Source organism: Enterobacter quasiroggenkampii, assembly GCF_043972695.1.
GTDB classification, from domain to species: domain Bacteria; phylum Pseudomonadota; class Gammaproteobacteria; order Enterobacterales; family Enterobacteriaceae; genus Enterobacter; species Enterobacter quasiroggenkampii.
Window position 1 is genome coordinate 2,394,428 of sequence record NZ_CP143745.1, and the last position, 17,824, is coordinate 2,412,251.

The 17,824-nt window shown below is 53.2% G+C and carries 17 protein-coding genes; 8 read left to right on the forward strand and 9 right to left on the reverse strand.

Going from position 1 to position 17,824, the window contains the following annotated elements; all coding sequences use genetic code 11:
• Positions 1 to 185: 185 nt before the first annotated feature.
• Together pepT and V1572_RS11415 are read left to right on the forward strand one after the other, a co-directional pair.
• Positions 186 to 1,409 carry a peptidase T gene (gene pepT, locus V1572_RS11410; protein WP_126534332.1) on the forward strand — a complete coding sequence of 408 codons (1,224 nt, stop codon included), beginning with the start codon at positions 186 to 188 and terminating at the stop codon, positions 1,407 to 1,409.
• 99 nt (positions 1,410 to 1,508) lie between these two features.
• Positions 1,509 to 2,000, forward strand: a complete 492-nt coding sequence (locus V1572_RS11415; RefSeq protein WP_262796096.1) for an REP-associated tyrosine transposase — start codon at positions 1,509 to 1,511, stop codon at positions 1,998 to 2,000.
• A gap of 90 nt (positions 2,001 to 2,090) precedes the next feature.
• Here the strand turns inward: V1572_RS11415 and V1572_RS11420 are convergent, their stop codons facing one another.
• From V1572_RS11420 to rluE, 8 genes are all read right to left on the reverse strand, one after another.
• Positions 2,091 to 3,212 (reverse strand): cupin domain-containing protein, encoded by a 1,122-nt coding sequence (locus V1572_RS11420; RefSeq protein WP_021241031.1) that lies wholly within the window; start codon positions 3,210 to 3,212, stop codon positions 2,091 to 2,093.
• Between the two features lie 91 nt (positions 3,213 to 3,303).
• Positions 3,304 to 4,767, reverse strand: a complete 1,464-nt coding sequence (gene phoQ, locus V1572_RS11425; RefSeq protein ID WP_045417076.1) for a two-component system sensor histidine kinase PhoQ — start codon at positions 4,765 to 4,767, stop codon at positions 3,304 to 3,306.
• Positions 4,768 to 5,439 (reverse strand): two-component system response regulator PhoP, encoded by a 672-nt coding sequence (phoP, locus tag V1572_RS11430; RefSeq protein WP_024908594.1) that lies wholly within the window; start codon positions 5,437 to 5,439, stop codon positions 4,768 to 4,770.
• Between the two features lie 123 nt (positions 5,440 to 5,562).
• Positions 5,563 to 6,933 carry an adenylosuccinate lyase gene (purB, locus tag V1572_RS11435; protein WP_045910223.1) on the reverse strand — a complete coding sequence of 457 codons (1,371 nt, stop codon included), beginning with the start codon at positions 6,931 to 6,933 and terminating at the stop codon, positions 5,563 to 5,565.
• A gap of 19 nt (positions 6,934 to 6,952) precedes the next feature.
• Entirely contained in the window at positions 6,953 to 7,582 is a 630-nt protein-coding gene (gene hflD / locus V1572_RS11440; protein ID WP_008500756.1) for a high frequency lysogenization protein HflD, read from the reverse strand.
• A gap of 28 nt (positions 7,583 to 7,610) precedes the next feature.
• A complete protein-coding gene (mnmA, locus tag V1572_RS11445) occupies positions 7,611 to 8,723 on the reverse strand; it encodes a tRNA 2-thiouridine(34) synthase MnmA (protein ID WP_021241033.1) in 1,113 nt (370 codons plus the stop codon).
• Positions 8,724 to 8,763: 40 nt separating this feature from the next.
• On the reverse strand, positions 8,764 to 9,237 hold the full coding sequence (locus tag V1572_RS11450) for an NUDIX hydrolase (protein ID WP_032674552.1): 474 nt from the start codon (positions 9,235 to 9,237) through the stop codon (positions 8,764 to 8,766).
• A 9-nt stretch (positions 9,238 to 9,246) separates the two neighbouring features.
• Complete coding sequence (rluE, locus tag V1572_RS11455) at positions 9,247 to 9,900, reverse strand: 23S rRNA pseudouridine(2457) synthase RluE (RefSeq protein ID WP_045910226.1); 654 nt, start codon at positions 9,898 to 9,900, stop codon at positions 9,247 to 9,249.
• A 117-nt stretch (positions 9,901 to 10,017) separates the two neighbouring features.
• Here rluE and icd point away from each other — a divergent pair, with 117 nt between their 5' ends.
• The 3 genes from icd (at position 10,018) to V1572_RS11470 (ending at position 12,013) form a co-directional block, all read left to right on the forward strand.
• Positions 10,018 to 11,268 carry an NADP-dependent isocitrate dehydrogenase gene (icd, locus tag V1572_RS11460; RefSeq protein ID WP_008500752.1) on the forward strand — a complete coding sequence of 417 codons (1,251 nt, stop codon included), beginning with the start codon at positions 10,018 to 10,020 and terminating at the stop codon, positions 11,266 to 11,268.
• 77 nt (positions 11,269 to 11,345) lie between these two features.
• On the forward strand, positions 11,346 to 11,693 hold the full coding sequence (locus tag V1572_RS11465) for a DUF1304 domain-containing protein (protein ID WP_126534335.1): 348 nt from the start codon (positions 11,346 to 11,348) through the stop codon (positions 11,691 to 11,693).
• A gap of 74 nt (positions 11,694 to 11,767) precedes the next feature.
• Complete coding sequence (locus V1572_RS11470; protein WP_248221150.1) at positions 11,768 to 12,013, forward strand: DUF2543 family protein; 246 nt, start codon at positions 11,768 to 11,770, stop codon at positions 12,011 to 12,013.
• 290 nt (positions 12,014 to 12,303) lie between these two features.
• Here the strand turns inward: V1572_RS11470 and V1572_RS11475 are convergent, their stop codons facing one another.
• A complete protein-coding gene (locus V1572_RS11475; protein WP_395299121.1) occupies positions 12,304 to 13,803 on the reverse strand; it encodes an EAL domain-containing protein in 1,500 nt (499 codons plus the stop codon).
• Between the two features lie 236 nt (positions 13,804 to 14,039).
• Here V1572_RS11475 and V1572_RS11480 point away from each other — a divergent pair, with 236 nt between their 5' ends.
• The 3 genes from V1572_RS11480 to V1572_RS11490 all read left to right on the forward strand — a co-directional run bounded on the left by V1572_RS11480 (position 14,040) and on the right by V1572_RS11490 (position 17,743).
• Positions 14,040 to 15,560, forward strand: coding sequence for an EAL domain-containing protein (locus V1572_RS11480; protein WP_395299122.1), 1,521 nt, complete (start codon positions 14,040 to 14,042; stop codon positions 15,558 to 15,560).
• 165 nt (positions 15,561 to 15,725) lie between these two features.
• Complete coding sequence (locus V1572_RS11485) at positions 15,726 to 17,210, forward strand: diguanylate cyclase (protein WP_395299123.1); 1,485 nt, start codon at positions 15,726 to 15,728, stop codon at positions 17,208 to 17,210.
• 284 nt (positions 17,211 to 17,494) lie between these two features.
• A complete protein-coding gene (locus tag V1572_RS11490; RefSeq protein ID WP_008500746.1) occupies positions 17,495 to 17,743 on the forward strand; it encodes a GlsB/YeaQ/YmgE family stress response membrane protein in 249 nt (82 codons plus the stop codon).
• Positions 17,744 to 17,824: the final 81 nt, after the last annotated feature.

Here is a 17,824-nt window from a genome sequence, read left to right on the forward strand (position 1 = left end):
GGGCGGACATTCTACGGCAATCCCCTGCAATCGCCAATCCTTGTCACTGATTCATAAGCTACATTTACTAACGCATAACGATATAAACGGAAAATATTCTCGTTTGCGGGATAAAAGTGACCTGACGCAATATTTGCGTTTTGATGCTTATTGATAATGTTGTCACAAAAAGTGAGGGTGACTGCATGGATAAATTACTTGAGCGTTTTTTACAGTACGTTTCGCTGGATACCCAATCTAAACCGGGTGTTCGCCAGGTGCCGAGCACCGAAGGCCAGTGGAAGTTATTAAACCTGCTTAAAGAGCAGCTTGACGCCATGGGGCTGGTCAACGTCACGTTAAGCGAGAAAGGCACTGTGATGGGAACGCTGCCGGCGAATGTCCCGGGTGACATTCCGGCGATTGGCTTTATCTCCCATGTCGACACCTCTCCAGATTTTAGCGGTAAACATGTGAACCCGCAGATTGTTGAAAACTACCGCGGCGGCGACATTGCGCTGGGCATAGGCGATGAAGTGCTCTCGCCCGTCATGTTCCCGGTGCTGCACCAGCTCCTGGGCCAGACGCTGATCACCACCGACGGAAAAACGCTCTTGGGGGCGGATGATAAAGCGGGGATCGCAGAAATCATGACGGCGCTGGCGGTGCTGAAGGGCAAAGATATCCCGCACGGCGATATCCGCGTGGCCTTTACGCCGGATGAAGAGGTCGGCAAGGGGGCGAAGCACTTCGACGTGGACGCCTTTAACGCGCAGTGGGCCTACACCGTTGACGGTGGCGGCGTCGGTGAGCTGGAGTATGAAAACTTCAATGCTGCCTCAGTGACGATCAAAATTGTCGGCAACAACGTTCACCCCGGTTCGGCGAAAGGCGTGATGGTGAACGCGCTGTCGCTGGCATCGCGAATTCATGCGGAAGTCCCGGCGGAAGAGAGCCCCGAACAGACCGAAGGGTATGAAGGGTTCTATCACCTGACCAGCATCAAAGGCACCGTGGACAGCGCGCAGATGCACTACATCATCCGCGATTTCGACCGTAAAGCCTTTGAGGCGCGCAAGCGTAAGATGATGGAGATCGCCAAGAAGGTGGGCAAGGGCCTGCATCCTGACTGCTATATCGAGCTCATCATCGAAGACAGCTATTACAATATGCGCGAGAAGGTGATGGCGCATCCGCATATTCTCGATATCGCCCAGCAGGCGATGCGCGGCTGCGATATTGAACCGCAGCTGAAGCCGATTCGCGGCGGCACCGACGGTTCTCAGCTGTCATTCATGGGGCTACCGTGCCCGAACCTGTTTACCGGCGGCTATAACTACCATGGCAAACATGAGTTTGTGACGCTGGAAGGAATGGAAAAGGCGGTGCAGGTGATTGTGCGGATCGCGGAGTTGACCGCGAAGCGGTAGCCGCTTTAAGCCGGATGGCGGCTACGCCTTACCCGGCCTACGTTCAAATTGTAGGCCCGGTAAGCGAAGCGCCACCGGGCAGAAAGGCAAGGAGTGCCCATGTCAAACTACCGTCGCCATTACGTCCCCGGTGGAACCTGGTTCTTCACCGTCAACCTGCAAAATCGTCAGAGCGATTTGCTTACCCGTCATATCGATAGCCTGCGTTCCGCCGTCTCAACGGTTAAGCGTACGAAGCCCTTCACCATCAACGCGTGGGTTATTCTGCCTGAACACATGCACTGTATCTGGACCCTACCGGAAGGAGACAGTGATTTTTCTGCTCGCTGGCGGGATATCAAAAAGACGTTCAGCCGCAACGTCGACATGCGCCATATCTGGCAACCACGATTCTGGGAACACACTATCCGTAACGAAGAGGACTACCGGCGGCATGTGGATTACATTTACGTCAATCCGCTGAAGCACGGCTTTGTGGGTAAAGTCAGCGACTGGCCGTTTTCAACGTTTCATCGGGACGTGGCTGAAGGGTTGTATCCGGTGGATTGGGCAGGAGAGATCGAGGATTTTGCGGCGGGAGAGCGGAAGTGAAAAGCCGGGTGGCGGCTACGCCTTACCCGGCCTACAAATGCGCGATCCCGTAGGCCCGGTAAGCGCAGCGCCACCGGGCATTAAGGCGAGTCAGTCCTCAAAGAACCAGTACCCGCTGTTGACCAGTGCGGCCAGCATCGCGAGGAAGGACGGGTCTTCCAGCGCATCGCCAAAGGTATCGGCAGTCAGCACCAGATGGCTGGCAATCGCTTCCAGTGCCGGACGGTGTGGAGAGTCCAGCTTCTCGCCGTTGACGAACACGTCCTCACCAATACGCAGCACGCGTAGTCCGCCCAGGCGCGTCAGCTTGTCGCCCTGCTGAAGCGCATCATAAATCTCGTCAGCCTGATAAGGCGGCTCCGGTGGTGCAACGTCCAGCTCATGACGCGACTGGCTGATAAACTCGCCAAACCATTGTTTGAAGTGCTCCGGCTCGTTAATCAGATCCAGCATCATGCCGCGCAGCTTATCCAGCTCTGCGGGCAGGATATCGGCCGGATGCTCGCGTGCAGGCACATCAGGGTCGCTGTAACGATAGCTGCCCAGCTCGCGCTGCAGAACATAGTCGGCAAATCCGCTGATCATCTCGCGGCCGCTTGGCGCGCGGAACCCGACGGAGTAGTTGAGGGAATTCTCCAGGGAGTAACCTTCGTGCGGGAATCCCGGTGGAATGTAGAGAATGTCACCCGGCTCCAGCTCTTCGTCGATAATCCCGTCAAACGGGTCAACCTGAAGCAGGTCCGGATGCGGGCAGTGCTGCTTCATAGGGACTTTTTCGCCCACGCGCCAGCGGCGGCGGCCCGTACCCTGAATAATAAACACGTCGTACTGGTCCAGATGCGGACCGACGCCACCGCCAGGAACGGAGAAGGAGATCATCAGATCGTCCATGCGCCAGTCGGGCAGGGCGCGGAACGGACGCATTAAGGCGGCCGTTGGCTCGTGCCAGTGGTTGACCGCCTGCACCAGCAGCGACCAGTTGTTTTCACCGAGGTGATCGTAGCTTTCGAAAGGACCGTGGCTAACCTGCCATTTCCCGTCCTGGTGGCTGACCAGACGGCTGTCGACTTCGTTTTCCATGGCCAGACCGGCCAGCTCGTCAGGCGAGATGGGGTCGACAAAATTGCTGAACCCACGTTTCAGAACGACCGGGCGTTTTTGCCAGTAACGTTCAATAAACTCGGGCCAGTTAAGCGTTAAGTGATAATCCATATTTTTTTATTCCGCAGGCTCTTACTGACTCGGATTATAACGGAAGCTCAGCCCCCCGGCTGCGAGATCCTCGCATTTTTCACATAACGGGTTAACTATCGTTCGATGTGGGCTGCTGGCGACCAAAAATGACCTCCATTCGCGCGCCGCCCAGCAAACTTTCACTGGTTTCGATTTTCCCGTCGTACTGATCGACAATCTCACGCGCGACGGCTAATCCAACGCCCTGGCCAGGACGTAGCGTATCGGCGCGTTGACCGCGATCGAACACCACATCACGTTTATTGCGCGGGATCCCCGGGCCATCATCCTCAACGATGATATGCAGTTCGTTATCCGTCTGGCGCGCCGACACTTCCACGAACTCCAGACAGTATTTGCAGGCGTTATCCAGCAGGTTACCCATCACTTCCATGAAGTCATTTTTTTCACCCACAAAGCTTATCTCTGGCGAGATATCGAGGCTGATGTTCACCCCTTTACGCTGATACACCTTGTTGAGGGCAGACGTGAGGTTATCCAGAAGCGGGGCGACCGGATGCAGCTCGCGGCTCAGCAGCGCGCTGCCGGAACGCATGCTGGCGCGGTGGAGGTAATAGCCAATTTGCTGGGAAATACGGCTGATCTGCTCCAGCATCACCGGCTCGGCATCGTCAACGCTCAGCTTCGAACTGCGCATGGAACGCAGGGTGCTTTGCATGACCGCGAGCGGGGTTTTCAGGCTGTGGGTCAGGTCGGTAAGCGTCGTACGGTATTTATCATAGCGTTCGCGTTCACTTTTCAGCAGGCGGTTGAGGTTTCGCACCAGGCTGGTGAGCTCGCGGGTGGTTTCCGGATTAAGCTTTTCGCGATGATGCTCTTCCAGCTCGCGAACCTCTTTCGCCAGTGATTCTATGGGGCGCAAGCTCCACCACGCCGCTACCCACAGCAGCGGGATCACCAGCAGCAGATTTGCCGCCAGAACGTAGATGAACCAGCTCCAGACCATATAAGAACGCTTCAGCTCGACCGGAATGGTGTCGATCACCACGATGGTCAACTGCGGCATGTTTAGCGTCGCCGGATAGAGGTTAATTGCGACGGAGTGCGTCATCTCCGTTTCGGCATCGTCGGCGCGGATCTCGTTCAGCTTTTGCTGCAGGGAGCGATCTTCACGGATCAGCGAGCTGGTGGTGTTGAGATCGGCTTCAATTTCATGAAACCCGTTGGTTTTAAGCCAGTCCGGACGAATGCTTTTGACCAGCCACGGAATGTCCCGCTGCGCCCACAGTAGCTTCCCCTTTTCGTCATAAATCAGGGCCAGCGTGGGGCTCTGCTGATTGAGGTTTTCCGGCATTTCGACGGTGATTTTATTGTCTTCCCACTTCGCCAGGGTATAAAACAGATTGCTTTCGCCACGCAGCAGGCGAAAGGTGGTTTTATCAAAGCTGACGCTGTAGCCCACCAGGGCGACCATGCCGTAGGAGAGCGACAGCACCAGCACGACGGCTGCCGTTGCCAGTAAAAAGCGCACCCGCAGCGAGAGGGGCAAAATATGGCGCAAGATCCGTCTCATTTAGCGTAATTCGAACAGGTAGCCCTGACCACGGACGGTGGTAATCACATCCTGTGGATATTGCGCCTGAATTTTCTTACGTAAACGTCCCATCAGCACGTCAATGGTATGGCTCTCACGCAGTTCAGCATCAGGATAGAGCTGGAGCATCAAGGAGTCTTTGCTCACGACCTTGCCGTTGTTGCGGATCAGCGTCTCCATGATGGTGTATTCGAAGGCGGTGAGCTTGATCACTTCATCATTGATGGATAATTCCCGGCGGGAGAGGTCGACCTGGAAAGGCGGGATGGAGATAACCTGAGATGCCAGCCCGCTGTTGCGACGAAGCAGCGCCTGCATGCGGGCCGCCACCTCTTCTATATGGAACGGCTTGGTGACGTAATCATCTGCACCCGCGCTGAGCACTTCGACCTTATCCTGCCAGCCTTCACGGGCGGTCAGCACCAGAACCGGCAGAGAAACATCGTGGCTGCGCCAGCGACGAATCAACGACAGACCGTCTTCATCAGGCAACCCTAAATCGACAATGGCGATATCCGGCAGGTGTTCATTGAGATAATAATCGGCTTCTTTTGCATCTTCAGCATCGTCCACCTGATGTCCCATCTCCTGAAGCTGAACCTTCAGGTGATGACGTAGCAATGCGTTATCCTCAACAACCAGTACGCGCATCATCTTTTCTCCCAGAATAAATAGTATGAATAGTTTAACGCTGATTATGTTGCTGTGGGGATAAACATTGAGTAAACCGGGGAAAAGCAACCCCCTTTCCGGGCGGAAAGGGGGGAGAGGAGATTACTTCAGCTCGTCAACCATGGTGATGGCGCGACCAATGTAGTTCGCCGGAGTCATGGCCTTCAGGCGGGTTTTCTCTTCTTCCGGCAGCGCCAGGCCGTCGATAAACTGCTTCATACCTTCGGCGTCAACGCGTTTGCCGCGGGTCAGCTCTTTCAGTTTTTCGTACGGCTTTTCGATGCCATAACGACGCATCACGGTCTGAATCGGCTCCGCCAGCACTTCCCAGTTGTGATCCAGTTCGTCCAGCAGACGATCGCGGTTCACTTCCAGCTTGCTCACGCCTTTCAGGGTGGACTGGTACGCAATCAGCGCGTAGCCGATGCCCACGCCCAGGTTACGCAGCACGGTGGAGTCGGTCAGGTCGCGCTGCCAGCGGGATACCGGCAGTTTGCTTGCCATATGCTGCAGCACGGCATTCGCCAGACCCAGGTTGCCTTCGGAGTTTTCGAAGTCGATCGGGTTCACTTTGTGCGGCATGGTGGAAGAGCCAATTTCACCCGCGATGGTTTTCTGTTTGAAGTGGTTCAGGGCGATGTAGCCCCACACGTCACGATCGAAGTCGATCAGGATGGTGTTGAAGCGCGCGATGCAGTCAAACAGTTCGGCGATATAGTCGTGCGGCTCAATCTGGGTGGTGTACGGGTTCCACTGAATGCCCAGAGAGGTCACGAACTCTTCGCTGAACTGGTGCCAGTCCACTTCCGGATACGCGGCGATGTGGGCGTTATAGTTACCGACCGCGCCGTTGATTTTGCCCAGAATTTCAACCTGTTCCAGCTGACGATACTGGCGCTCCATACGGTACGCGACGTTCGCCATCTCTTTACCCATCGTGGATGGGGTGGCTGGCTGGCCGTGGGTACGGGAGAGCAGCGGAATGTCGCGGTATTCCACGGACAGCGCTTTCACCGCATCGATGATTTTACGCCAGTAAGGCAGCACCACCTCTTTGCGCGCGGTAGAGAGCATCAGGGCGTGCGACAGGTTGTTGATGTCTTCAGACGTACAGGCGAAGTGGATGAACTCAGACACGGCGTGCAGCGCAGGAACGCTTTCCACTTTCTCCTTCAGGAAGTACTCGACCGCCTTCACGTCGTGGTTGGTGGTGCGCTCAATAGTTTTAATGCGCGCGGCATCTTCTTCATTGAAGTCGGCAACGATTTTATCAAGGTAATCGTTTGCCTTTTCATCAAAAGCAGGAACTTCCTTGATTGCTGCCTGGGCGGCCAGCTTTTGCAGCCAGCGTACTTCAACCTGAACACGGAACTTCAGCAAACCATATTCGCTGAAGATCCCGCGCAGCGCGCTGACTTTATCGCCGTAGCGTCCATCGACAGGGGATACGGCGGTCAGTGAGGATAATTCCATAATTCGCAACTCCGGGAGGTTAACAATGAGCAAGAATTTGTTTTGCCTGAGTGGTCAGGCGATTACGAGAAAACATTAGCTGCAGGCGGCCACCGCCAACCTGGTGCCACAGCACGGCAGCGCGGATCCCAGCCAGCAGGGACGCGCGTACTTTTGCCTGTACCTGCGGACTTTGCAGCACGGCAGGGGACCCGGTGACCTGTATACGCGGTCCCAGCGGGCTGATGACGTCAACATAAATGCCGGCCATGGCACTCAGCAGCGTGTCGGACTGCAGGTCAAAATGATCGAGCTGACGCTGTAGCCCGGCAATGCGATCGCCCAGGGTATTAAGCGCGCCTTTCGCTGCGCTCAGCTTACGCTCCAGCACCATCAGGCTCAACGTGTAGCGGGTCAGCTCTGCGTTTAACCCCTGACGGCTGCTGGCGTTAAGCACGCCAAGCAGGGTTTCAAGACCGAGACGAAGATTGGTTTCACTGCCACCGAACACGCCCAGGGTTGAACCGGGGTTGAGGTCGATAACGCTGTTGAGTGAAACGTGCAGGGCGTCAGCGTCGCAATGACCCTGATGCGCCAGCTGTTGCACCAGACGGGCTGACTGGCAAATTCCCGCCAGCGCCAGGGTGATGTCATAGTAGTTCTTCGCCACACGGTCTCCTTTATGTGTGCAATCGCTGTTAAACAGCGGGCAGCGGCAGGCGCTGTTCAATGATCCCGCCGCCCAGGCAGATTTCTCCGCTGTAGAAGACAGCAGACTGGCCCGGGGTGACGGCGGCGACCGGCTCGTCGAAGCGCACGTCAATGCGATCGTCATCGAGCGCGGTAACGGTGCAAGGAATATCGGTCTGACGGTAGCGTGTTTTCACCGTGCAGCGCAGCGTGCCTTTTAGCGGCTCACGATCGACCCAGTGCAGCTGTTGCGCGATCAGGCCAACGGACATCAGACGCGGATGGTCGTGACCCTGAGCAACAACCAGAATATTGTTTTCGACATCTTTGTCGACCACGTACCACGGATCTTCGCTACCTTCTTTCGTCCCGCCGATACCCAGGCCTTTACGCTGGCCTAAGGTGTGGTACATCAGCCCCTGATGCTGGCCAATCTCTTCCCCGTCGACGGTGACAATTTTACCCGGCTGTGCGGGCAGGTAACGTCCGAGGAAATCGCGGAATTTGCGCTCGCCGATGAAACAGATGCCGGTAGAGTCTTTTTTCTTCGCGGTGATCAGGTCCAGCTCTTCGGCGATTTTACGCACCTGCGGCTTTTCCAGCTCGCCGACGGGGAACAGGCTCTGGGCGATTTGCTCGTGGCTCAGCGTATAGAGGAAGTAGCTTTGATCTTTGTTGCCGTCCAGACCGCGCAGCAGCTGGCTTTTGCCATTTACGTCTGCGCGACGCACGTAGTGACCGGTCGCAATGTAGTCTGCGCCCAGATCTTCCGCGGCGAATTCCAGGAAGGCTTTAAATTTGATCTCTTTGTTGCACAGAATATCCGGGTTCGGCGTGCGGCCTGCTTTGTACTCTTCAAGGAACAGTTCAAACACGTTGTCCCAGTATTCTGCGGCAAAGTTAACGGTGTGCAGTTCAATGCCGAGCTTATCGCACACGGCCTGCGCATCGGCGAGATCCGCTGCGGCAGTGCAGTATTCCTCGCCATCATCTTCCTCCCAGTTCTTCATGAACAGGCCCTCCACCTTATAGCCCTGTTGCTGTAACAGGTAGGCGGAAACGGAGGAATCGACACCGCCGGACATGCCGACGATCACTTTTTTCTGGCTATTATCTGACATGGAATACTCACGACATTGAACTTCAAGGCGGCGTATTCTATCACGCCCCCCCACCATTGGCACCCTCTGTAAACGGCCAGTTAAAAGCACCGATGACATCCAGCGGCAGGCGTGCGCCTGACTGCCAGCAGCGAATGCTTTCCGCAACCAGCGGCGAGCGCAGGTTTCGCGCGTTCAGGATCTCGTCGGCGGTGACCCACAGACAGCGGTCGATATCGTCATCCTGCGGCTCAGTGGCGCACGTTTCGCTAAGCTCAACGGCAAATAAAAAACGCAGAAAGGGGGTGCTGTCGGGTGCAATCCACTGGTGCATACGGATGAAGTGCTGGGGTTCAGCGTGAATGCCGGTCTCTTCCCACAGCTCGCGTTTTGCGGCCTGAAGAAGGGTCTCATTGGCTTCAAGGTGTCCGGCTGGCTGGTTCCACAGCGCTTTGCCGTTAATGCTCTCTTCGACAACCAGGAATTTACCCCGGGCGTGGACCACGCAGGCAACCGTGACATGAGGTTTAAACATAGTGACTCCTTAAAAGGTAACGTCTCGCCATTCACCGTTTGCCAGCGTTTCCAGGGTGTAGTTACCCATAGCGTAGCGAATCAGACGCAGGGTAGGGAAGCCGACGTGCGCGGTCATGCGCCGAACCTGACGGTTGCGGCCTTCATAAAGGGTGATTTTAAGCCAGCTGGTCGGAATGGATTTGCGTTCGCGGATCGGCGGATTGCGCGGCCACAGCCACTCCGGTTCATTCACGCGTTCAATACCTGCCGGCAGGGTGGGACCGTCGTTCAGCGTGACGCCTTTGCGCAATTTATCAAGCGTTTCTTCGTCCGGCTCGCCTTCGACCTGGACGAAGTAAATTTTGCCGGTGCGTTTTCCCGGCTGCGTGAGCTTCGCCTGCAGCGCGCCGTCGTTGGTCAAGACCAGCAGGCCTTCGCTGTCCCGGTCCAGACGCCCAGCCGCGTAGACCCCCTGAACAGGGATGTAGTCCTTTAGCGTGCTGCGTCCGGCTTCGTCGGTGAACTGCGGCAAAACATCGTAAGGTTTATTGAACAGAATCACCCGCTTTGGCTGGGTTTCTTGCGGTCGTCTGGCGGCTTGTCGGGAGCTGAATCGCTCAACCCGGTGTTTTGTAAAAGAAGTTTTCTTCATGGTATTTTCAGGCGTTATCAATTGCCGCATTATAGCCTAATAACGAAGACCTTTCATGGCGTCGGACAATCAGGTACTATCGAAGGGCTCATTACAATTTATTAACATAAGATCAGTAACAACCAGAAGCGCTCGAAGGAGAGGTTAATGGAAAGCAAAGTAGTTGTTCCGGCGGAAGGTAAAAAGATCACCCTGCAAAACGGCAAGATTAACGTTCCTCACAATCCGATTATTCCGTTCATCGAAGGCGACGGTATCGGTGTAGACGTTACCCCGGCAATGCTGAAAGTGGTTGATGCCGCTGTTGAGAAAGCCTACAAAGGCGAGCGTAAAATTTCCTGGATGGAAATTTACACCGGTGAGAAATCGACGCAAGTTTATGGCCAGGACGTCTGGCTGCCAGCAGAAACGCTGGACCTGATCCGCGACTACCGCGTTGCTATTAAAGGCCCCCTGACCACCCCAGTCGGCGGCGGTATCCGTTCTCTGAACGTGGCTCTGCGTCAGGAGCTGGACCTGTACGTGTGTCTGCGTCCGGTTCGTTACTATCAGGGCACCCCAAGCCCGGTGAAGCACCCGGAACTGACCGACATGGTTATCTTCCGCGAAAACTCAGAAGACATCTACGCGGGTATCGAATGGAAAGCGGACTCTGCTGACGCAGAAAAAGTGATTAAATTCCTGCGCGAAGAGATGGGCGTGAAGAAAATTCGCTTCCCTGAGCATTGCGGTATCGGCATTAAGCCGTGCTCCGAAGAAGGGACCAAGCGTCTGGTGCGCGCGGCCATCGAATATGCGATCACCAACGACCGTGACTCAGTGACCCTGGTTCACAAAGGCAACATCATGAAGTTCACCGAAGGCGCGTTCAAAGACTGGGGCTACCAGTTGGCGAAAGAAGAGTTCGGCGGTGAGCTGATCGACGGCGGCCCATGGCAGAAGATCAAGAACCCGAACACCGGCAAAGAGATCATCATTAAAGATGTGATCGCCGATGCGTTCCTGCAGCAGATCCTGCTGCGTCCTGCGGAATACGACGTAATCGCCTGTATGAACCTGAACGGTGACTACATCTCTGACGCCCTGGCTGCACAGGTTGGCGGTATCGGTATCGCCCCTGGCGCGAACATCGGTGACGAGTGCGCCCTGTTCGAAGCAACCCACGGTACGGCACCAAAATACGCAGGTCAGGACAAAGTGAACCCAGGCTCTATCATCCTGTCCGCAGAGATGATGCTGCGTCATATGGAATGGTTCGAAGCCGCAGACCTGATCGTTAAAGGTATGGAAGGCGCGATCAACGCGAAAACCGTAACTTACGATTTTGAACGTCTGATGGAAGGCGCTAAGCTGCTGAAATGTTCAGAGTTTGGCGACGCGATTATCGCGAACATGTAATCCAGATTCTGGGTTAAACAAGAGCGGGGGCCTGAGGGTTCCCGTTTTTTTTGCCCCTGCCTGCGGGAGACAACTCGATGTTAGCCACTGTCCTTATCGCTGTCGTTGCACTCATCCATCTCTACATTCTTGTGCTGGAAATGTTCCTGTGGAATACCAAAACAGGGCACAAGGCTTTTAATCTGCGTCCTGATTTTGCGCGCGACACCCGCGTGCTGGCCGCGAATCAGGGGCTCTATAACGGTTTTCTGGCGGCAGGTCTGCTCTGGAGCCTCTGGCTCGGCGAAAAGGGGATTCAGGTAGCCATCTTCTTCCTGACCTGTGTACTGATCGCCGGACTTTTTGGCGCAGCCACCGCCAGCCGTAAAATTTTGTATGTGCAGGCCATACCCGCGCTTGCAGCGCTGCTTGCGTTACTCCTCTGAAGCAATGCTTTGGTTGAGATAACGCCTCCGATATACTCGTGACGTTACCTTTATTGACCTGAGACGAGACTGTTATGCACAACGACATCCCACTGAAATACTATGACATTGCCGACGAGTACGCGACGGAAGCCGCAGAGCAAGTCCCTGAGTCAGAGCGCGACGCGCTGGCACACTATTTCCAGCTGCTGCTCACCCGCTTAGCGAATAATGAGGAGATCAGCGAGGAAGCCCAGCAGGAGATGGCCACTGAAGCCGGGATCCGTGCGGGTCGCATTGATGATGTTGCGAACTTCCTCAATCAGTGGGGAAATGAATAGCCTGCCTTAGAAACCGTTATGCTGATGCTTTGCGATACAGCTCAGCATCACGCTATCGGACCACATGCATTTTTTCCGCAGAATAGGCGAAGTGGGTTTATCGATAAACAGCGCGAAAATAACGATTAGAAAGAACAGTACCACTGGAAAAAGTAAGGATAATTTCACGTTTTTAACCAAAATAAGAGTGTGCTTCAGGGTAATCTACCGTCTGAATATGACGACTATATGTTTTGGCGGAAAAAATGGAAACGCCTGCGTGTAAAAAAACGTGCATGGCAGGCTTCTGATTACGCGGCGACGCCGGTGAGTCGCTTCGCCAGTTCGCTCCGGGTGAGTGCTTTTGAAAAATACCATCCCTGGATCAGGGCATCGGGATATCTGTCCGCAATGAAGCGATATTGAATTTCATTTTCCACGCCCTCGAAAACAAGGGTTTTATTCAACTTCGCAAGAGCATCGCTGAAGATAACAAAAATATTTTGCTTATAATGCTCGCTGACGCCATCCACCAGCGACTTATCAATTTTAATTTCATCATATTCAAGCTGCGACAGCCGGGCCAGATTAGAATTTTGCACGCCAAAATCATCAATTGAAATTTTAACGCCAAGCGACTTCAGTTCCTGACAGAACTCCTCGAGGATACCCGCCGCGGAAACGGCTTTCTCAGAAAGCTCGACCTTCATCAGGGAAAGGGGGAGGCGATTGGCTAAGCACTCGCGACGCAAAATGTTAATAAACTGTCCATCTTCAATTTCTTTTCGCCCAACGTTGATTGAAACGATCAGCTGATGCTTAATCGCCAGCGGGGCAATTTCTGAAAGGGACTTCGCGATAATATTGCTGTAATATTTTTTATACAGACCGATTTTTTTAATTAATGGGATGAACAGCTCCGGCGAGACGTCTCCGTGCTTTTGATCGCGCCATCGCGACAGAACTTCGACACCCACGATTTTTTGATCGCGAATACGAATAATGGGCTGATAATTAACGCTGAAGGTATTCGTTATTACGGCTTTGATCAGCGTGCGTTCCAGCGAATAACGGTCTTCATAGAGACGGAAGATAAATAACGTTATCGCGACCCAGATAAAAAAGAGTATGACCACGAGAAACGTAAAGATAAACGGGGGGAGCGAGGCCAGTCCCGCATCGTGGTGTTTTACAATCACGCATAAATCCCACGAGGCGCTGCACTGTGTAATGGTCAGGGTGAACAATGTCGCATGCAGCCAGCTCCGCGGCTTCAGCTCAGGGGCGGCTGAAAAAAAGATCCGTCCAAAGTCCTTCGTGGTGGCGCTCAGAGAATAGCTTGCGGTAACCGGGGTAAATTTATCGTAAGCATAGCGGGAGGTGAAGATAATTATATTATTATAAATGGCCGCATTGCCGGTGAAAAAGTCTTTTCTGGAAAACTGCGCCAGGAGAAAACCTCTCGGCGTTTTATGCAGTTCCGCAGGAAGTGGAACGGGCGTCGCGAGTTTACCCCAAAAAGCGGTACAGACAATTTTTCCCTTTTCGATAAAACCGATATCGCTGAAATAGAGGTTATTAAGCTTTATTTGCCTGTAGCTATCAAGGCTGGCTCTATCACATCCCTGCGTCGTTATGCTTTTGAGGCCCAGCGCCACGCTTTGGGACAGATCTTCTGAATAATGTAAAAGGGTTTGGGATATTTCAAACTGTTTGGTTTTTTGCTGGCCGATGATAACCACGTTGACCGCATAAAGAGACAGGATGACCAGAAGCGTTGAAACGATCGCAACGGCAATGCGCTTTTTCATTTTCCAGTTATCCTGTCCGCTCCCTGATTTCACAAAGCTTAACACAGCCAGGGCAAGGCACAAGCCTGATAGTCACGTCGGGTGAGCAAATTTGAGCGGGTGAACTCATACGAAAGCATCAGTTTTTTAAGACAATTCTCAGCTAAGCTATTTTCATTGTGATAAGCAACGCCGGTTAAACCACGGGTTCTTCTTTCCGATCCTCCATGCTTGTTTATTCTATTAAGGAAAACATCGTGCGTAACGTGATGATCCCTGTTCTCAGTGCCTTGTTTCTTTTTCTGATCGGCATACTGATTATTAACTGGCAGTTATGGCAGATGGCGAAAATGAATAACGTTCATACCGCCACGGTAAGCACCCAGAAAATAGAAAGCATTCTGGCGGAAGCCGTCAGTGCGGCCAGCACGGCGAAGCGCGTTGCGGAGCAGGGGTGTACCAGCAGCGGGCAGCTGGCGCTGGGGACAGAAGCCGCGCTAAAACCGCATCTGCGCGCCATCATGATCCAGCAGCAGGGAAAAATCATCTGTACTTCCCTTCCGGGGAATGGCGTTTTGATTGTGCATCCGGAGACGTTACCTGAACAAAAATTAATGCTGCTACCCGGTAACCGACTGGTGAACGGTATCCCGGTACTTGTCTTCCAGATGCCCATCGCCGGAGGGCGCGTCATCATCAGCGTCAGTGATGCACATTTGCAGGACGTCATCGCGAACGCATCAAACAGTGTTGACCTGGGGTTGGTTGTCGGCGACAGGATGTTTACGCGCAACGGTGAGGTGACCGGCTGGAAAGCGGCCTCGTGGGCGGGGTCACTGACGACCTCTTCGCACTTCCCCTTCAGTCTGGCCTGGCAACCGCCTGCCTTTTTTAGCCTGACGCGGCTACTGCAACAGGGATGGAGCCTGATTCTGCTGATTCTCGCGCTATCCGTGGCGGTGGGCATTTTGATCCGCCGCTACAAGGGGAAAAGTACCACCTTTGAAGACGATTTGCGTAAGGCCATTTTGCAGGGAGAGATCGTGCCTTATTACCAGCCGATCGTGAACGGCGATACCGGCGGGTTATACGGTGTTGAAGTCCTGGCTAGGTGGAAGCATCCTAAGTCAGGCTTTATCCCGCCGGACGTCTTTATCCCGATAGCTGAACGTAGCGGGTTGATTATTCCACTGACCAAAGGCTTGATGGCGAAAGTGGTCACACAGCTTAAGCCGCTCCTGCCTAAGCTGCCGGACGGGTTCCATATCGGGGTGAACATCAGCGCCAGACACATCAATGCCCCTTCTTTCATCGGTGACTGCCGAATCTTCGGCAAGGGGTTTCAGGGTAAAGCCGTGAAGCTGGTGCTTGAGGTGACCGAACGTGAACCGTTGATCGATAATCCTCATCTGGTGGAAAACCTCAATGCGCTGCATAACGCCGGTTTTGTCATAGCACTGGATGATTTTGGTACCGGGTATTCCGGGCTGTCATGTCTCAATGCACTTGCCATAGATTATATTAAAATTGATAAAAGCTTTGTTAACCGGGTATCAGAGGAGAAGGACTCAACGATCCTGCTGGACTGCGTTATTGACCTGGCGAAAAAACTATCATTGCGGATCGTGGCCGAAGGCGTAGAAACGAAAGAGCAGCTGGAGTATCTCAACCGTAATGAGATTACTCTGCTGCAGGGTTATTATTTTGGTAAGCCCGTCTCCTATATCGATTTTATTAAAGTCATTTTATCTAAGCCCAGGGAGACCGTGACGGTGTAAAACGCGGGCGTTGCTGAGCGTCAGGAATAGCGCCGGTTACCAGGCGGTGAAAAACAAAATAAAGACGAGCTTCTGTTGTATGCTTAAGTGCAATTCATTTTCCTCTTATCCTGAGCTTTGTTACAGTGACAAGAGTTGTCAGCCAGGGATATCAGGCGTGATAAGGTGGAAAAGCTCGTGCATGTGAAAAATACTTTTTACACAACAACCATTACCGTCATCATTGTCTCATTGATCATCTCGCTGGCGCTTGCTGTCCAAATTGCCACGTCCAGACAGCAGTCAATCCAGCAAATTAATACCAGCGTCGCTAACCTGAGCCATACCCTTGATGTGTATACCGAAGGGATCATGCGCCAGAGTGAAATGTTAATTACTACCGTTTCCGACATAATCGAAATTTATGGCATGACCCCGCAGCAGGCGACCAATATTCAGCACATGATCAATAATCAGGATAACCTTCTTACCCAGATTAATAATGTGGTTGTTTACAATGCTCAGGGCGATATCTTTACCGCGCTGCATGAAAGTTTTACGGGGCCACGCAAAGGCTCGGACAGAGAGTTTTTTATCTATCACAAAGAAAATAAAAATCAGGCGATTTTTATTGGGGAGCCGGTGGTAAGCAGAACCAATGGCAAATGGGTTATCACCATCAGCCGGCGCCTTGAAACCCAGACCGGGGCATTTAACGGTGTGGTGGTGGTGACGCTGGGTATCGAAAATTTTCTGGCGCTCTACGGGCAGATTAATATCGGTCACTCGGGCGTCATCGGCTTAACGACGCAATCAGGCGTGCTGCTGGTCCGGTATCCCTTTAAAAATACCTATATCGGCACGATTGTTTCTGATTCACCGCTCTTCAGGAAATATCTCAAGGTACAAAATACGGGGATAGCCAGCTCCATCTCACGGTTTGATAAAATCGAGCGCATTTATGCCTATGAGAAAAACAGACGCTACGGACTGGTCACTACCGTGGCGGTTAGCATTGATGAAGCTCTTGCCCCCTGGCGCAAGCAGGCGATTCAGCTGGCGGTACTCATTTTCGTGTTCACGGCGATACTCATCGTCGCGTCATACTTCCTCTATTCCGACCTGTCCCGTAAAACACGGGATAACAAAGCGCTGAAGATTATTGCCTCAGAAGATGCGTTGACCGGGCTGTACAATCGCCGCGTCTTTGATGAAAAAATCCTCTCGGACATCGCTCTGTGTGCCGCGCATGACGCACCGATTTCGATACTGATCGTGGACGTGGACTACTTCAAAAAATACAACGATAACTACGGCCATCCGGAAGGGGATCGGTGTCTGGCTATGCTTGGAAACAGCCTCAGGGAGAGCCTTACCCGTGATAATCAGCTTGTGGCGCGATACGGCGGAGAGGAGTTTGCGCTGATATTGCCGGATACGGATATTCAGGAGGCACTTCGTCTGGCCCAGACGATTATTCGCAATGTGTTCTCGCTGCAAATCGCCCATGCCTTTAGCCCCTTCGGCCGGGTGACGGTAAGCGTCGGGATTTCAACCGCCCGTGCCGTCGACATCGAGGGCAGCCAGCAAAATATCATTATTGCCGCAGACCAGGCCCTCTATCAGGCGAAACGCGCGGGACGTAACCGGTACGCGTTTGTTGGGGTATGAGCTAAAAAAAAGCCCACTCAGGAGTGGGCAAAAAATACTGGAAGCAATGTGAGCAATGTCGTACTGAATACCTGAGTGTTTCTCTCAACTATTCAGTGTTGAGAAAGATAATCTTTCTCAACAAAAGTTGCAACCCCACAGTTTATGTGGCCCGTTCTTTTTGTTGATGAAAAATGACGCACTCTCTCACTGTGATGCTTATCACAAATTTCCTTTCTGGAATCCTGTGCTATTCTTTTTTGTGTCGTTGATTTAATGACAAAAACCATACAGAGAGGAAAGTTATGGGAATTTTATCCTGGATTATCTTTGGGCTTATTGCGGGTATTCTGGCGAAGTGGATCATGCCGGGCAAAGATGGCGGTGGGTTTATCGTCACCGTAATACTGGGTATTGTCGGCGCGGTAGTCGGCGGCTGGATCAGTACGCTGTTCGGGTTTGGCAAGGTCGATGGCTTTAACTTCGGCAGTTTCGCCGTCGCGGTGATCGGTGCGCTGGTTGTTCTGTTTATCTACAGAAAGATCAAAAGCTAAGTTCTGAAAGCGTTGAAAAAGGCTGCCAGATGGCGGCCTTTTTACGTATTGGGTTTACCACCAGCCAAGCTGCGTGCCGGC

Coding starts and splice junctions, on each gene's coding strand:
- V1572_RS11490 (WP_008500746.1), top strand. CDS start 17,495: ATGGGAATTTTATCCTGGATTATCTTTGGGCTTATTGCGGGTATTCTG.
- phoP (WP_024908594.1), bottom strand. CDS start 5,439: ATGCGCGTACTGGTTGTTGAGGATAACGCATTGCTACGTCATCACCTG.
- V1572_RS11415 (WP_262796096.1), top strand. CDS start 1,509: ATGTCAAACTACCGTCGCCATTACGTCCCCGGTGGAACCTGGTTCTTC.
- icd (WP_008500752.1), top strand. CDS start 10,018: ATGGAAAGCAAAGTAGTTGTTCCGGCGGAAGGTAAAAAGATCACCCTG.
- V1572_RS11450 (WP_032674552.1), bottom strand. CDS start 9,237: ATGTTTAAACCTCATGTCACGGTTGCCTGCGTGGTCCACGCCCGGGGT.
- phoQ (WP_045417076.1), bottom strand. CDS start 4,767: ATGAGACGGATCTTGCGCCATATTTTGCCCCTCTCGCTGCGGGTGCGC.
- V1572_RS11470 (WP_248221150.1), top strand. CDS start 11,768: ATGCACAACGACATCCCACTGAAATACTATGACATTGCCGACGAGTAC.
- V1572_RS11420 (WP_021241031.1), bottom strand. CDS start 3,212: ATGGATTATCACTTAACGCTTAACTGGCCCGAGTTTATTGAACGTTAC.
- purB (WP_045910223.1), bottom strand. CDS start 6,933: ATGGAATTATCCTCACTGACCGCCGTATCCCCTGTCGATGGACGCTAC.
- rluE (WP_045910226.1), bottom strand. CDS start 9,900: ATGCGGCAATTGATAACGCCTGAAAATACCATGAAGAAAACTTCTTTT.
- V1572_RS11465 (WP_126534335.1), top strand. CDS start 11,346: ATGTTAGCCACTGTCCTTATCGCTGTCGTTGCACTCATCCATCTCTAC.
- mnmA (WP_021241033.1), bottom strand. CDS start 8,723: ATGTCAGATAATAGCCAGAAAAAAGTGATCGTCGGCATGTCCGGCGGT.
- pepT (WP_126534332.1), top strand. CDS start 186: ATGGATAAATTACTTGAGCGTTTTTTACAGTACGTTTCGCTGGATACC.
- V1572_RS11475 (WP_395299121.1), bottom strand. CDS start 13,803: ATGAAAAAGCGCATTGCCGTTGCGATCGTTTCAACGCTTCTGGTCATC.